General features: G+C 63.9%; 15 protein-coding genes and 1 pseudogene. 11 read left to right on the top strand and 5 right to left on the bottom strand.

The window, feature by feature from the left end; all coding sequences use genetic code 11:
- Positions 1-46 precede the first annotated feature (46 nt).
- The 6 genes from ACVW16_RS15100 (at position 47) to ACVW16_RS15075 (ending at position 6,359) form a co-directional block, all read left to right on the top strand.
- Positions 47-316: a GlsB/YeaQ/YmgE family stress response membrane protein gene (locus tag ACVW16_RS15100; RefSeq protein WP_456737075.1), complete on the top strand. Its 270-nt coding sequence runs from the start codon at positions 47-49 to the stop codon at positions 314-316.
- Positions 317-568: 252 nt separating this feature from the next.
- Positions 569-2,317: a type I secretion system permease/ATPase gene (locus ACVW16_RS15095; protein ID WP_456737076.1), complete on the top strand. Its 1,749-nt coding sequence runs from the start codon at positions 569-571 to the stop codon at positions 2,315-2,317.
- A complete protein-coding gene (locus ACVW16_RS15090) occupies positions 2,314-3,648 on the top strand; it encodes an HlyD family type I secretion periplasmic adaptor subunit (RefSeq protein ID WP_456699970.1) in 1,335 nt (444 codons plus the stop codon). The genes ACVW16_RS15095 and ACVW16_RS15090 overlap by 4 nt, the downstream gene beginning before the upstream one ends.
- A gap of 122 nt (positions 3,649-3,770) precedes the next feature.
- Complete coding sequence (locus tag ACVW16_RS15085) at positions 3,771-5,240, top strand: AMP nucleosidase (protein ID WP_456699969.1); 1,470 nt, start codon at positions 3,771-3,773, stop codon at positions 5,238-5,240.
- Between the two features lie 119 nt (positions 5,241-5,359).
- The gene (locus ACVW16_RS15080; RefSeq protein ID WP_456699968.1) at positions 5,360-5,980 is read left to right on the top strand and encodes a tetratricopeptide repeat protein; all 621 of its coding nucleotides are present in this window, start codon (positions 5,360-5,362) and stop codon (positions 5,978-5,980) included.
- 103 nt (positions 5,981-6,083) lie between these two features.
- A complete protein-coding gene (locus ACVW16_RS15075) occupies positions 6,084-6,359 on the top strand; it encodes a DUF1488 family protein (RefSeq protein ID WP_456699967.1) in 276 nt (91 codons plus the stop codon).
- A gap of 21 nt (positions 6,360-6,380) precedes the next feature.
- Here the strand turns inward: ACVW16_RS15075 and ACVW16_RS15070 are convergent, their stop codons facing one another.
- Complete coding sequence (locus tag ACVW16_RS15070) at positions 6,381-6,863, bottom strand: CinA family protein (protein ID WP_456737077.1); 483 nt, start codon at positions 6,861-6,863, stop codon at positions 6,381-6,383.
- A 138-nt stretch (positions 6,864-7,001) separates the two neighbouring features.
- On the opposite strand from ACVW16_RS15070, the gene ACVW16_RS15065 reads away from it, so the two are divergent.
- From ACVW16_RS15065 to ACVW16_RS15055, 3 genes and pseudogenes are all read left to right on the top strand, one after another.
- Positions 7,002-8,060, top strand: coding sequence for an amidohydrolase family protein (locus ACVW16_RS15065; RefSeq protein ID WP_456737078.1), 1,059 nt, complete (start codon positions 7,002-7,004; stop codon positions 8,058-8,060).
- A gap of 25 nt (positions 8,061-8,085) precedes the next feature.
- Positions 8,086-9,196: pseudogene (locus tag ACVW16_RS15060) on the top strand (amidohydrolase family protein).
- Positions 9,196-9,609, top strand: coding sequence for a Rieske (2Fe-2S) protein (locus ACVW16_RS15055; protein WP_456699963.1), 414 nt, complete (start codon positions 9,196-9,198; stop codon positions 9,607-9,609). The pseudogene ACVW16_RS15060 and the gene ACVW16_RS15055 overlap by 1 nt, the downstream one beginning before the upstream one ends.
- Positions 9,610-9,611: 2 nt before the next feature.
- Here ACVW16_RS15055 and tcuC read toward each other — a convergent pair whose 3' ends face one another.
- Complete coding sequence (gene tcuC / locus ACVW16_RS15050; RefSeq protein WP_456699962.1) at positions 9,612-10,958, bottom strand: tricarballylate/proton symporter TcuC; 1,347 nt, start codon at positions 10,956-10,958, stop codon at positions 9,612-9,614.
- Between the two features lie 106 nt (positions 10,959-11,064).
- The gene (locus tag ACVW16_RS15045) at positions 11,065-11,991 is read right to left on the bottom strand and encodes a transcriptional regulator GcvA (protein WP_456737080.1); all 927 of its coding nucleotides are present in this window, start codon (positions 11,989-11,991) and stop codon (positions 11,065-11,067) included.
- Between the two features lie 110 nt (positions 11,992-12,101).
- Between ACVW16_RS15045 and ACVW16_RS15040 the strand changes: the two genes are divergently transcribed.
- Together ACVW16_RS15040 and ACVW16_RS15035 are read left to right on the top strand one after the other, a co-directional pair.
- Complete coding sequence (locus ACVW16_RS15040) at positions 12,102-12,305, top strand: DUF1127 domain-containing protein (RefSeq protein ID WP_456699960.1); 204 nt, start codon at positions 12,102-12,104, stop codon at positions 12,303-12,305.
- Positions 12,306-12,386: 81 nt separating this feature from the next.
- The gene (locus ACVW16_RS15035; protein WP_456737081.1) at positions 12,387-13,010 is read left to right on the top strand and encodes an N-acetyltransferase family protein; all 624 of its coding nucleotides are present in this window, start codon (positions 12,387-12,389) and stop codon (positions 13,008-13,010) included.
- Positions 13,011-13,076: 66 nt separating this feature from the next.
- On the opposite strand, the gene ACVW16_RS15030 is transcribed toward ACVW16_RS15035, so the two are convergent.
- Entirely contained in the window at positions 13,077-13,907 is an 831-nt protein-coding gene (locus ACVW16_RS15030) for an enoyl-CoA hydratase (RefSeq protein WP_456699958.1), read from the bottom strand.
- A 10-nt stretch (positions 13,908-13,917) separates the two neighbouring features.
- Positions 13,918-14,619 (bottom strand): SDR family NAD(P)-dependent oxidoreductase, encoded by a 702-nt coding sequence (locus ACVW16_RS15025; RefSeq protein WP_456699957.1) that lies wholly within the window; start codon positions 14,617-14,619, stop codon positions 13,918-13,920.
- Between the last annotated feature and the right edge of the window lie 97 nt (positions 14,620-14,716).

The raw sequence follows: 14,716 nt of genomic DNA, 5'->3' as shown, positions 1-14,716 counted from the left end.
CCGGTTCCGGTTCCATGGCCCCGTTCACGGAGAGGGACGTCAACTTATGTACATTTCTGGTCAAAGCCTCGTCATCATCCTGTTCGTCGGCCTGGTTGCCGGCTGGCTCGCCGGCAAGGTCGTGCGGGGGAGCGGGTTCGGCATCATCGGCGACATCGTGATCGGCATCGCCGGCGCGTTCGTCGCGAGTTTCCTGTTCCCGAAGCTCGGCATCCACCTCGGCCTCGGGCTGGTTTCGGAGATCATCTATTCCGCCATCGGCGCCGTCATCCTGCTGCTGGTGGTTCGGCTGGTGCGCGGCGGCGGCCGATTCTAGCCAGGGAGCCGTTCGATCGACCTTGCGCCTCTCCCGTTGCCGGGGAGAGGCGCCGTCTTTGCCAGAAAAAGCCGCAAAGACTGTGAAAAACCGGACTTGCGCAACTGACGGTCCGGGGTAGATGTGGCGAAGGCCCGGATGAATTCGATTGCGTTACCCGCGGGGAGAACGCGATATTAGTCCGGGGCGAGCACGCCTCGATTTGCCTTTGAATTCAGGGGTTTTGCCCCTCACCCGAAAGAGATCAGACTGATGGCAGCCGTTCCCGGCCTCCGCCGTTCAGAGCTCGGTGACGCGCTGCGTGCCTGCCGCACGGCGTTCGTCGGCGTCGGCTTGATGAGCTGCATGATCAACCTGCTCTATCTGACCGGGTCGATCTTCATGCTGGAAGTCTACGACCGGGTGCTGCCGAGCCGCAGCATCCCGACACTCGTCGGCCTGATCGTCCTCGCCGCTGGCCTCTATATGGCACAGGGCGTGCTCGACATGATCCGCAGCCGCATCCTGGGACGGGTCGGCACCGCGCTGGACGAGGCGCTGAACAAGCGCGTGTTCGACACCATCGTCCGCCTGCCGCTGCGGGTCGGCAGCCGCAACGAGGGGCTACAGCCGCTGCGCGACCTCGACAATGTCCGTTCCTTCCTCGGCAGCATGGGCCCGGGGGCATTCTTCGACCTGCCCTGGCTGCCGCTCTATCTCGGCATCTGTTTCGCCTTTCATGTCATGATCGGCCTGACCGCGCTGGTCGGCGCCGTCATCTTGGTCGGCCTGACGCTGGTCACCGAGTTCCTGTCCCGCCGGCCGGCGAAGGAGGCGATGAGCCTTGCCGCGCAGCGCAACGACCTCGCCCAGTCCAGCCGCCGCAACGCCGAAGTGCTGGTGTCGATGGGCATGACCGGCCGGCTCAACCAGCGCTGGAGCGAGGCCAACGAAAAATATCTCTCCGGCAATCAGCGTGCGAGCGACGTCGCCGGCGGCCTCGGCGCCATCGCAAAAGTGCTGCGCATGATGCTGCAATCGGCAGTGCTCGCGGTCGGCGCCACGCTCGTCATCCACCAGGAGGCGACCGCCGGTATCATCATCGCGGGTTCGATCCTGTCTGCCCGCGCGCTGGCGCCGGTCGATCTCGCGATCGCGCATTGGAAATCATTCGTCGCGGCCCGCCAGAGCTGGCATCGCCTCAGCCGCCTTCTGGAACAGATGCCGGCGCAGGCGATGCCGACGCAATTGCAGGCGCCCACCAGCCGCCTCTCGGTCGAAGGCGTCGCCATGGTGGCCCCGGGCGACCAGCGCCTCATCGTCCAGGACATCAACTTTGCGCTCGAAGCCGGCAACGGCCTCGGCGTGATCGGACCCAGCGGCTCCGGCAAATCCTCGCTGATCCGCGCGCTGGTCGGCGTCTGGCACCCGGTCCGCGGCAAGGTCCGGCTCGACGGCGCGGCGCTCGATCAATGGTCGTCCGACGTGCTCGGCCGTTACATCGGCTATCTGCCGCAGGACGTCGAATTGTTCGGTGGTACGATCGCGCAGAACATCAGCCGTTTTGATCCGGAGGCGACTTCCGACGGCATCATTTCCGCGGCCAAGGAAGCCGGCGTGCACGAGATGATCATCAAGATGCGCGAGGGCTACAATACGCAGGTCGGCGAGCAGGGCGCCTCGCTTTCCGCAGGCCAGGCCCAGCGCGTGGCGCTGGCGCGTGCGCTCTACGGCAATCCTTTCCTGATCGTGCTGGACGAGCCCAACTCCAATCTCGACACCGAGGGTGACGAGGCCCTGACGCGCGCGATCCGCAGTGTGCGCGAGCGCGGTGCCATCGTCATCGTGGTGGCGCATCGGCCGATCGGCGTCGAGGCGGTCGACCAGATCCTGGTGCTCCGCGACGGCCGGATGCAGGCCTTCGGTCCGAAGGAGCAGGTGCTCGCTCAGGTACTCCAGTCCCGCGTCGCGCCGTCCACGCCCATCAAGGTCGTCAGCGAAGGCGGAGTGGCGAAAGCATGAGCACGATGACGGTTGGCGGGACAAAGCCTGCCGCGAAGAAGGGCGTGCGGGACTCGATCAAGTTTCATCTGGTCCTCGGCCTCGGAATCGTGGCGTTCCTGGGCGTCGGCCTCGGCGGCTGGGCGTCGACGGTGCAGATCTCGGGAGCGCTGATCGCGCCGGGCCAGATCGTGGTCGAGTCCAACGTCAAGAAGGTGCAACACCCGACCGGCGGCGTGGTCGGCGAGGTGCGCGCACGCGACGGCGACGTGGTCAAGGCTGGCGACATCGTGGTGCGGCTCGACGACACCGTCACCAGGGCCAATCTCGCCATCGTCACCAAGAATCTCGACGCCGCGCAGGCGCGCGCGGCGCGGCTTCAAGCCGAGCAGCGCGGCCTCGACAAGATCGAGTTCCCTTCATCGCTGCTCGAGCGTGCCAACGATCCCGATGTCAAGGTGCTGATCGACAGCGAGAGCAAGCTGTTCGACGTCCGCGTCAACGGCCGCGCCGGTCAGAAGGCGCAGCTGCGTGAGCGCATCCAACAGCTCAATGAGGAGATCGAGGGGCTCGTCGCACAGGAGACGGCCAAGGACAAGGAGATCTCCCTGGTGCAACAAGAACTCACCGGTGTGCGCGATCTCTATGACAAGCACCTGGTGCAGATCTCGCGCCTGACCACGCTGGAGCGCGACTCTGCCCGCCTCAACGGCGAGCGCGCGCAATACATCGCCTCGCGGGCGCAGGCCAAGGGCAAGATCACCGAGACCGAGCTGCAGATCATTCAGGTCGACAAGGATATGGTGAGCGAGGTCTCCAAGGATCTGCGCGAGACCAACGACAAGATCGGCGAGCTGATCGAGCGCAAGGTCGCGGCCGAGGACCAGCTCCGCCGCGTCGACATCCGCGCCCCGCAGGACGGCATGGTGCTGCAATCGACGGTGCATACCGTCGGCGGCGTCGTCACCGCCGGCGACACCTTGATGCTGATCGTGCCGCAGACAGACGACCTCCAGGTGGAAGCCAAGGTCAATCCGGTCGATATCGACAAGCTGCAGATCGGCCAGAAGACGCTGCTGCGCCTCTCCGCCTTCAATCAGCGCACCACACCCGAGCTCAACGGTGTCGTCAGTCGCGTCTCGCCCGACGTCACGACGGACCAGCGCACGGGCCAGAGCTATTATACGATCCGCGTGTCGATGTCCGCCGAAGAGGTCGCCCGGCTGGGCGATTCCAAGCTGATCCCCGGCATGCCGGTCGAAGCCTTTGTCCAGACCGGCGACCGCACCATGCTGTCGTACCTCTTGAAACCGCTGCACGACCAGTTCATGCGTGCCTTCCGCGAGAAGTGACGGGCGAAAGGCACGTCATCCTTCTTTCGTCACCGCTTGGCGCATCGCTGCACGCGCGATGACGACGCGGCTCCGATCTTGCTATAGTTCGACTCAGGTGCCTAAAACCCGACGGTCGAACCATGCAATCTCCGCCCTCCATCGCCACCAAATCCTTCACCGACGCCGGTCTCGCCGTGGCCCGTCTTGAGGAGATCTACGAACGCAACACCAAATTTCTTCGCGACCGGTTCGAGGCTTATGTCTCGGGCGAGGCGATCACGACGCGGGTGCGGGCTTATTATCCCTTTGTCCGTCTCACCACTTCGACGCATGCGCGGCTGGATTCGCGTCTCGCCTATGGCTTCGTCGCCGGCCCAGGCGTGCACGAGACCAGCGTGACGCGGCCGGATCTGTTTCGCGCCTATCTGACCGAGCAGATCGGCCTGTTGATCCAGAACCACGATGTCCCCGTCGAGATCGGCGAGTCCGCCGAGCCGATCCCGATTCACTTCGCCTATCGCCGCGACATCAACATCGAAGCCGCCATCACCACCAGCGAGAATTCGCCGGTCGCACGATCGCTGCGCGATGCGTTCGACGTGCCTGACCTGGCCACCATGGATGATTCCATCGCGGACGGCACCTTCGAGCTTCAGCCCGGCGCGCCGGAGCCGCTGTCGCTGTTCCGCGCCGCCCGCGTCGATTATTCGCTGCGGCGGCTCTACCACTACACCGGCACTGATCCCGAGCATTTCCAGAATTTCGTGATCTTCACCAACTACCAGTTCTATGTCGATGCTTTCGCGCAGCTCTGTCAGCAGCGGCTTCAGTCCGGCGAGACCGGACTCGAAGCATTCGTCGCGCCCGGCAACATGATCACGCATAGCGGCGGCGCAACGACCGGCGACGCGCCCGCGCGTACGCCGCAGATGCCGGCCTTTCATCTGAAGATGCCCGGCTATCGCGGCATCAGCCTGATCAATATCGGCACCGGTCCGTCCAACGCGCGCAACGTCACCGATCATGTGGCGGTGCTGCGGCCGCATGCCTGGCTGATGCTCGGACATTGTGCCGGCTTGCGCAACACGCAGCGGCTCGGCGACTACGTGCTCGCGCATGGTTACGTGCGCGAGGACCACGTGCTCGATCGCGAGTTGCCGCTGTGGGTGCCGATCCCGGCGCTGGCCGAGATGCAGGTCGCGCTGGAGCAAGCGGTCGAGGACGTCACCGGCCTCGAGGGGTTCGAGCTCAAGCGCCTGATGCGCACCGGTACTGTCGCCAGCGTCGACAACCGCAATTGGGAGATTTCCGGGCCCGAAGTGATCCGCCGCTTGTCGCAGTCCCGCGCGGTCGCGCTGGACATGGAATCGGCCGCGATCGCCGCCAATGGTTATCGCTTCCGCGTACCCTATGGCACGCTGCTTTGTGTCTCCGACAAGCCGCTGCATGGCGAGATCAAGCTCGCCGGCATGGCCAGCGAATTCTATCGCCGCCGCGTCGGCCAGCATCTCGATATCGGGCTGAAGGCGCTGGAACGGCTCAAGCAGCAGGAATCCGAGCGGCTGCATTCGCGCAAGCTCCGCAGCTTTGCCGAAGTCGCATTCCAGTAAGGGACAATACGACTGTCATACGAACGCTGACGTCTCCATGCGTCCACCGTCCCGGAATAATGCTGCCGAGGCAGGGTTATCAATTCGTCCGGGGCCGCTTGAACGCACAGGAGACGGAGATGTTCACGAAAATGATCAGGCGCGTCACGCTGGGTATATTTGCGGCAGCCTTGTTAATCACGCCGGCGTTTGCCGCGGGAGGTGGAGGCGGCGGCGGTGGTGGCGCTGGAGGCGGAGGCGGCATGGATCCCTTCGCGCACCCGGCTGCCAGCCAGAGCACGCCAGCTCCAACCTATCCGGCGCGCACCGGCACCAAAGCCACCCAGAAGGGCAAGAAGGCCAACCACCAATCCAGTATCGATGATCCGGCGTTTGCAGCGGGCTACCGCGTGGCCTACGACACCATCTACGAGCGTAACGACTACACCGCCGCGATCGCGCAGTTGAAGGCACTCGGCCACGACGACAGCGCGAATGTCGCGAACCTGATCGGTTACTCCTATCGCAAGCTGGGTGACTACAAGCAATCACAGGTCTGGTACGAGCACGCACTGAAGATCGACCCGAACCACGTGCTGACCTGGCAATATTATGGTCTATGGCAGCTCGAGCAGGGCAATCGCGAGCAGGCGATGTTTCATCTCAGCCGGATCGCGGCCATTTGCGGGACGGATTGCGAGGAGTACAAGTCATTGGCCGCCGCGTTGGACAAAGCCACTGGAACAGCTCTCGCGTATTGAAGCCGTCCGGGGAGTCCGGTCGTGAGACCGCCGCCACCTGAGGGGTGACAAGTCGCGCGAATTTCAGCATTGTCCCGTTCGGGGGCGCGAACGGGACAGTTGGATGCCGCTTTTGCGCGACAGTATCATCGGCCACGACCTCGAACGGCTGGCCTTCCGCTTCACCATGCTGAATGATGGCGAGCCCGTGCAATGCCAGATCAGCGATGCCGCGATGGACGAGCTCGCAGGCATGCAGGGCACCGAGAGCAGCGCGCGGCTGGCGCAGTTCACGTCACTGCGCGAGAGCATCGAGCGAATCGCGTCGGACCTCTACGACGAGGCCCCGCGGTTCAAAGGCTATGTGGTGCGGATTTTTGTGCGGCATTTGGGAAGGTGATTGCTGCCGGCGGTCGAAAGCTCACCCCTCCAGCTTCCTCAGCAACAGCTTCAACGCAGTCGCCGCGAACACCTGCATGTTGGCGAACCTGTCGTTGCTCCCGGTCTCCAGCGTCATCACCTCCGCTGCCGGCCCGGCAACGGCCATGCAGCTATGGCCGGCGGCATCGCCGTAGCGGTTGCCGGTGGGGCCGGCCGCGCCGGTCTCGGACAGGCCCCAAACGGAGCTGAAGCGGCCGCGCATCTGCTCGGCGAGTAGCTTCGCGTAGGGTTCAGACGAAGAACGCAAGCCCTTCATTCCTTCATCCGTAATATCCATCAGCACGCGCCTGGCATCGCGGGTATAGACCACGGCGCCGCCGAGGAAATAGGCGGAGGCGCCGGGGACCGCGAGCAGGCTTGCCGCGATCAGGCCGCCGGCTGAGGACTCCGCGACCGCGATGGTTTGCTTGCGCGCGATCAGTTTTGCCGCGACCTGTTCCGCAACTCCGATGAGCTCTTTCATGCCTGCACCTCTGTTCCTCGCAACCGAGCTGTGTCTTCCTAGCATATGACAGAAGCGTTGGCCGAGTTGCGGGCGAGGAGCAGGCCTGCTTGAATGGCGGACGGGAGACTTGAGAGGAAACGTGAGAAGGGAGACGTGATGGCATCCCTGATCGCGGGTGGCGTGGATTGCGATGTGCATCCGGCCGTGCCGCATCTGACCAGCCTGCTACCCTACCTGAACGACTACTGGCGCGACCAGGTGACGACGCGCGGCATGGTCGATCTCGTCTCGCAATCCTACCCCAAGAATTCGCCGATCGTGGCACGGCCCGATTGGCGCCCAGAGAATGGCAAGCCGGGCGAAAGCCTGGAGGACATGCAGCGTCATGTGCTCGATCCCTTCCAGCTCAAGCATGCCATCTGCAATCCGCTCTATGGCGTGCAGATGGTGTTTTCCGAAGACATGCAGACTGCCCTCTGTCGCGCGCTGAATGAGTGGCTGGCAAAGGAGTGGCTCGATCGCGATTCCCGGCTGCGCGGCTCGATCGTGATCCCGACGCAGAGCGTCGATAAGTCAGTCGTCGAGATCGAGCGCTGCGCGCAGGACATGCGCTTCGTGCAGGTGCTGATGCTTGTCATGGGCGACACGCCGCTCGGCAAGCGCGCGCTGTGGCCGATCTATGAGGCGGCGGAACGGCTCGATTTGCCGATCGGCATTCACGCCGGTTCTGCCTATCACAATCCGCCGACTGCGGTGGGCTGGGGTTCCTACCATATCGAGGATTATGCCGGTCAGGCCCATGCGTTCCAAACCCAGCTCACCAGCCTGATCGTCGAGGGCGTTTTCGCCAAATATCCGCGGCTGAAGATGGTCATGCTGGAGTCCGGCGTCTCCTGGCTCTCGCCCTATCTCTGGCGCCTGCACAAGTTCTGGCGCGGGGTGCGGATGGAGACGCCCTGGGTCGATCGCGCGCCGCTCGAGATTGTGCGCAGCAACATCCGTTTCTCATTACAGCCATTTGATGCGCCGCCGGACGAGGCGACATTAATTCGCCTGTTTGATCATATGCAGTCCGACGAATTGGTCCTATTCTCCACGGACTATCCACACTGGCAGTTCGACGGCCAGGACGCGCTGCCCGCGGGGCTCACCCCCGATCTCGTGCGCAAGATCATGATCGACAATCCGTATGCAACCTATCCCCGCCTGACGTGAGCCCGCTGCCAAAGGAGGCAAGGCGATGAATATCCAGTTCCGCGAGAGCCAAGACGCCGCTTCCCCTCTGACGACAAAGACCGCGATTGCGGACTGCGACATCCATCCGGCGCGCGCGACCCGGACCGAGCTCTATCCTTATCTGGCCAAACGCTGGCAGCATCACCTCGAAGTCTACGGCGTTCACGCCTATCAGGGCATGATGGAAGGCCCGCCCTATCCGAAGGCCCAGCCAAACGCGTCGCGCCGTGACGCCTATCCGCCGGAAGGCGGGCCGCAGGGATCGTCGCTCTCCTTCATGCAGAAGCAGCTGCTCGATCCGAACAATGTGCAGCTTGGCGTGCTCAATCCACTCAACACCGGGCAGGGCATCCGCAATCACGACCTCTCGGCGGCACTCTGCTCGGCGATCAACGACTGGCAGATCGACAAATGGACCAGCAAGGACAAGCGGCTGAAAGCTTCGATCGTCGTCGGCAATGAAGACGGTTTGTCGGCTGCGGCCGAAATCCGCGAGCGCGCAGGCGACAAGAACTTCGTGCAGGTGCTGCTGCTCAGCCGCAATGTCGAGCCGCTCGGCCAGCGCCGCTACTGGCCGATTTACCAGGCCGCGGAGGAGGCGGGCTTGCCGGTCGGTGTCCACGCTTTCGGCTTCGGCGGCAACCCGATCACGCCGTCAGGATGGCCGTCTTATTACATCGAGGAGATGGTCGGCCATTCGCAGTGCCAGCAATCGGCGCTTGCGAGTCTCGTGCTGGAAGGCGTGTTCGAGCGCTTCCCGAAATTGAAGATGGTGATGATCGAGGCCGGATTCGGCTGGGCGCCGTCGCTGGGTTGGCGGCTCGACAAGGTCTGGCAGCGCTTGCGCAGCGAGGTGCCGCATGTGAAGCGGCCGCCGTCGGAATATATCCGTGAGCAGGTGTGGTGCGACGACGCAACCGATGGAAGATCCTGAAAGCCGCGAGGACCTGTTCGATGTGATCAAATGGATCGGCTGGGATAGGTTGTTGTTCGCGACCGACTATCCGCATTGGGATTATGACGAGCCGTCGCGCGTGCTGCCGGCGGGCGTGAGCGAGGCCAACCGCGAGGCGTTTTATCTCGGGAATGCACGCGCGCTCTACGGGATCAATTGATGGCCCGGCATGTGATTGCCGCGGTCGATGAGCTTCCGCCCGGCACGCGAAAATTTCTGGAGATCGACGGACGGCCGATCGCGGTCTTCAACATCAAGGGCGAGTATTTCGGCCTGATGAACCGTTGCCCGCACCAGGGCGCGGCGCTGTGCGAGGGACCCCTGATCGGGCTCGCGCAGTCAAAGGACCCCGGCGAGATCGCGTATACGAAACTCGGCGAGATCATCCGCTGCCCCTGGCACGGCTGGGAGTTCGACATCCGCACCGGCCAATCCTATTGCGATCCCCGCCGTTTTCGCGTGAAAGCCTACCCGGCGCGTGCTGAGTCGGGCGCGGCTGTGGTGAAGGGGCCGTATGTCGCGGAGACTCTCGCGGTGAAGGTCGAGAGCGATTACGTGGTGGTTGAGTTGTAAGCCTAGTGTCCTGCCGTCGGCTCCGCTGCCGTATCGTATGCCGGCACCGCCTGCTTGCCTCCGCGATAGACGATCAGTGCGGCGATGATGCCGAGCGCCGCGCCGAACATGAGCCAGTATGCCGGTGAGGCTTTGTCCCCGTTGGTCGCGCTGATCAGTTTGGTCGCGATGGCGGGCGTGGACGTGCCGAAGATGCCCGCGGCCAATGCGAAGGCGATCGAGAAACAGGTGGTTCGGACATGTGCCGGCACGATCTCGACCAGGCATCCCAGCATGGTGCCGCTGTAGACGCCAAAGTAGAACGAAAACATCATCTGCACCGCCAGCAATTTGCCGAGAGTTGGCTCCGCTGCAAGCCAGTGCAACGCCGGATAGGCGGTGAGCAGCGAGAGGATGGCGATGGTGAGCAGGACCGGCTTGCGGCCGATCCGGTCGGACACCGCGCCGCCGACCGGATTCCAGATGAAATTGGTTACCGCGACCAGAAGCGTCACCAGCAACGTCCCCGTCGGCGAGAGGTTCAGCTGCTTGCCGAAGCCGGGGGCGTAGACCGTGATGAAGTAGAAGGTTGTCGTGGTCAGCACGGCGATCATCATGCCGAGGACGACGATGCGCCAGTTCGCGATCGCCGAAGCAAAGACTTCGCGCGCGGTCGGATGCTTCTTCATGGCCAGGAAGGCCGGCGTTTCCTCGAGCGAGCGCCGCAACATGAAAATGACGGGGATGATGATGCAACCGACGAAGAACGGGATCCGCCACTTCGCGATTCCCCCGAAGACATCCAGGAAGGTGTCGCCCGGCATGGCTTCTCTCAGGATGAAGCCGATGATCGCCGCGACGAAGATCGCGACCTGCTGACTGGACGACTGGAACGAGGTGTAGAAACCGCGATTGCCTGGTGTCGCGATTTCGGACAGGTAAACAGAGACGCCGCCAAGCTCCACGCCGGCCGAGAACCCCTGGATCAAGCGGCCAATCAGGACGATGACCGGTGCGGCAACACCGATCGCCGCGTAAGACGGGCAGAACGCGATCACCACGGTGCCGAGCGCCATGAGCGCCAGCGTAACGATCAGGCCCTGGCGTCGACCGATGCGATCGATGTAGGAGCCGAGCACGATGGCGCCGACGGGGCGCATCAGCGCGCCGAGCCAGAACACGCCATATGCGTTGAGCAGCGCGGCGGTCTCGTCGGCGGCGGGGAAAAACGCCTTCGCGATGTCCTGCGCATAGAAGCCGAACAGGAAAAAGTCGAACTGTTCGAGGAAATTGCCCGATGTTGCGCGCAGGATCGCGCCGATGCGAGACTTGATCTGGGGCGGATTGGTTGATGCGGCTGGTCCGGCCATGACGCTATTCCCTCAAGACGTGGCCGGACCGAAGCTGGTTTCGCAGCATGCGACAGATATGTGGTGCGGCAATCCGACATACCCCTGCGGGCTGCCAATTCCGGTGTCAATGAATTTCAGGCTCCAGGCTGTTGATTCCGTGAGCCTTATTTTGCGTCGCAGCAATCAGCCATTGCCGGAACGCAGCGAGCTTCGCTGACTCGCGGCGGCCGTCCGGTGAGACGAGATAGAAACCGGCATTCGATGGCAGCGCGATTCTGAAGGGCACCACGAGACGGCCTTTGGCGATGTCGTCCTGCACGTAGGAGGTCCGTCCCATCGCGACCCCCATGCCATCGATGGCCGCCTGCACGGTCATGAACGTCATGTCGAAGGTGATGCCGGGTTGATGCGACATGCCCGTCGCGAGGCCCGCCGCGGTCAGCCAGAGCCGCCAATCGTCGCTGTTGTTGGTGTGGAGCAGCACGTGGTCTTTCAGATCCGCGGGTGTCCGCAACGGCTTGTCGCCACGCAGCAGCGACGGGCTGCATACGGGAAACAACTCATCCGCCATCAACCAGTCGGCTCGCACGCCCGGCCATTGGCCGCGCCCGTAGCGGATGGCTGCGTCGACATTGTCGCGCTGGAAATCGACGAGGCTGGTCGATGTGGTGATGCGGACGTCGATGCCGGGGTGGCTCTCCTGGAAATCGGTCAGCCGCGGCAGCAGCCACTTTGCGGCGAGCGATGCTATCGTCGAGACCGTCAGCACCTTGTCGTCGTCCTTGCGCAGCAGACGGTCGGTGGCCAGGCGAAGGTCATTGAAGGCGGCGCGCACGCCCGGCAGGTAGTCGCGCGCTTCCGGGGTCAGCGCCAGTGCGCGGTTCTGCCGGATGAACAGGCGGATGCCGAGTTCCTCCTCCAGCCTGCGGATCTGATGGCTGATCGCGGTCTGGGTCACGTTCAGTTCGCTAGCCGCCAGCGTGAAGCTGAGATGGCGCGCCGCAGCCTCAAACGCCCGCAATCCGTTCAGGGAGGGTAATCTGGCAGTCATCTGGCAGCATGATGCATGATACTATATCATGCGAAAGGGTACAAAATGTCGTTTGTGGCAGCGCGCTGAGAAGCAGATATTAGCCTGCAAGTTAGCTCAAGGAGCTGAAGATGTCCACTTTGACCCACAATTCAATGACAAATCGTCATGCACCGGGCCTGATCCAGCAGATCGGCGAGACCCTCCATATCTGGCATGAGCGCTACCGGACCCGACGTGAGCTGACCAACTGGACCGCTCGCGACCTCCATGACGTCGGCCTGTCCTGGACTGACATTGCCTACGAGGCCGACAAACCCTTCTGGCGGGCCTGACTGGCCGCCAGGCCGGCGCCGCCTGATCACAGGGGCGCCGGCGGTCCCTTCTTCCGACATTCTCCCGTCAAGGCTCATGTCATGAGCACCTATCGCCTGGAAGACCTGACGCAATATTCGGACACGCTGCGCACCCGGCAAGGCGAGGCGCTGAACGTCCGCTTCGTCGAGCCGGGTGACACCGACGAGCTTCAGCATTATTTCCGTTCGCTCTCGACCCGCTCCCGCTACAACCGCTTCTTCGGCGCGATCAGCGAACTACCGAAGGGGCTGTTGCACGACTTCCTCGCGGTCGGCGAGCGCGAACGTTTCACCGTGGTTGCGACCAAGGTGGTCGATGGCTTCGAGACGATCGTTGCCGAGGCGCGCTATGCTCTCCATGAGGAGACATCGACGCTGGAGTTCGGCCTCTCGGTCGACGACCGCTGGCAGGGTCACGGCATCGCGACTGCGCTTCTGAAAAATCTCGAATGCCGCGCCGCCGCACTCGGCGCCCAGCATATCTTCGGCGATACGCTGCGCTCCAACCAGACCATGATCTCGCTCGCGCGCAAATCCGGGTTTGCTTTCGTCAATCATCCCGACGACTGGAAGCTGGTGCGCTTCGAAAAGGAGATCCACCTCGCGCCAAAGGACGTACCGTGCGCGAGTTGGCGTCTCGCCGCACTTTCCCGTCAGGCCGAACGCCCCTCAGCCTCGGCCTGACACCACTCCAAGCCCGGCCTGGCCAAGCCAGAGCCGGGCTTTTTTTGCTTTCACACGATGCCGCGCCTACTTCCCCGTGAATACCGCTTTCCGTTTCTCGATGAATGCCTGCACCGCCTCCTTGTGATCGGCTGTCGTGGTCAGGCGGATCAGGCGTTCGGCTTCGTGATCCCTGGCGGTCTCGAAATCGAACAGCAGGGCCTCGTCGAGGTTGTCTTTCATGTAGCGCAGCGCCAGGCGCGGGCCCTCGGCGAGGGATTTTGCCAGGGCGACCGCCTCGGCTTGCAGTTTGTCGTCGGGCACGACACGGTTGACGAGGCCGATCGTCTCGGCGCGCGCGGCATCGACGCGATCGCCGGTGAACAGCAGCTCGCGCGCCCGCGCGGTGCCGACGAGGCGCGTCAACAGCCAGGCGATGCCGTAATCGCCCGAGAGCGCGATGCGGGCATAGCCGGTGGCGACGAAGGCCGACTGCGCGGCAATGCGGAGGTCGCAGGCCATGGCGAGGGCCAGCCCGGCGCCGACCGCGGGGCCGGGCAGGGCTGCGATGGTCGGCTTGCGCACCGACACCAGCGCGCCGGTCAGCAGCCGCTGCCGCTCCTGGAGATCGGCGACACGATCCTCCAGCGACATCTGCTGCTTCTTGGGGTCGCGATGCGCACCCATGCCCTTGACGTTGCCACCGGCACAGAACGCCCCGCCGGCGCCGGTGATGAGCAGTGCGCCGACATCGGGATTCTCGCCGCAGCTGCGGATCATCGTGCGCAGGGCCGGCGTCAGGGTGTCCGACAGCGAATTGCGCGCCTCCGGCCGGTTCAGCGTGATCACGGCGACACGGTCGCGAATGACGCAGAGCAGTTCGCTGGTGCCGGTATCGATGGTGGTTTCGGTGGTCATGCTACCTCCCTCAAAACTTCTCCACCCAGGGACGCAGCTCCAGCTCCCAGCTCCAGGCGCTGCGCGGTTGCTGCAACACGTTCCAATAGCTCTCCGCGATCGCATCGGGATCGAGCATCGAATCCGGCCTGTCTGCCGCCTCCGCGCGTGCCGCGCTGCGGATGCCCCCGTCGATCACGAAATGCGCAACGTGGATGCCCTGGGGCGAGAGCTCACGAGCCATGCTCTGGGCCAGCCCGCGCAGCGCGAACTTGCCCATCGCAAATGGGGCGGATTGCGCATAGCCCTTGACGCTGGCCGAAGCGCCGGTGAACAGGATCGCGCCATGCTTGCTCGGCAGCATGCGCTTCGCCGCCTGCTGCGCCACCAGGAAGCCGCCATAGGCGCTGACCGCGATCGCGTTCGCGACGTCGGCCGGAACGAGGTCTACGAACGGTCCGCGGGCGCGGCCACTGGCATTGTAGACGACGAGATCGGGTGTGCCGATCTCGCGCTCGACCAGGCCGAACAGGCGTTCGACCTCCTCGGGCTCGGTGGCGTTGCAGGCGTAGGCCTTGGCGCCGGTCTCGCTACAGAGCGCGCCAAGCTTCTCGATCTTGCGCGCGGCCAGCGCGACGCGGATGCCTTGCGCGGACAGCAGCCGCGCCAGCGAGGCGCTCAGGCCTTCGCCGGCGCCGACGATGAGGGCAATCTTGTATGTCGGGTGTTCCATGATGTGGTCTCTGGCGTGATCTCTCGGGGACGGGAGCCGCTGATCTATGCATCCGCTACGCGGGCAACCAGCCGGGACGTTGGAGCAGTCGATCACA

The sequence above is a fragment of the Bradyrhizobium sp. USDA 4474 genome, from assembly GCF_054057515.1.
This window is presented reverse-complemented; position numbering and strand designations above follow the sequence as displayed.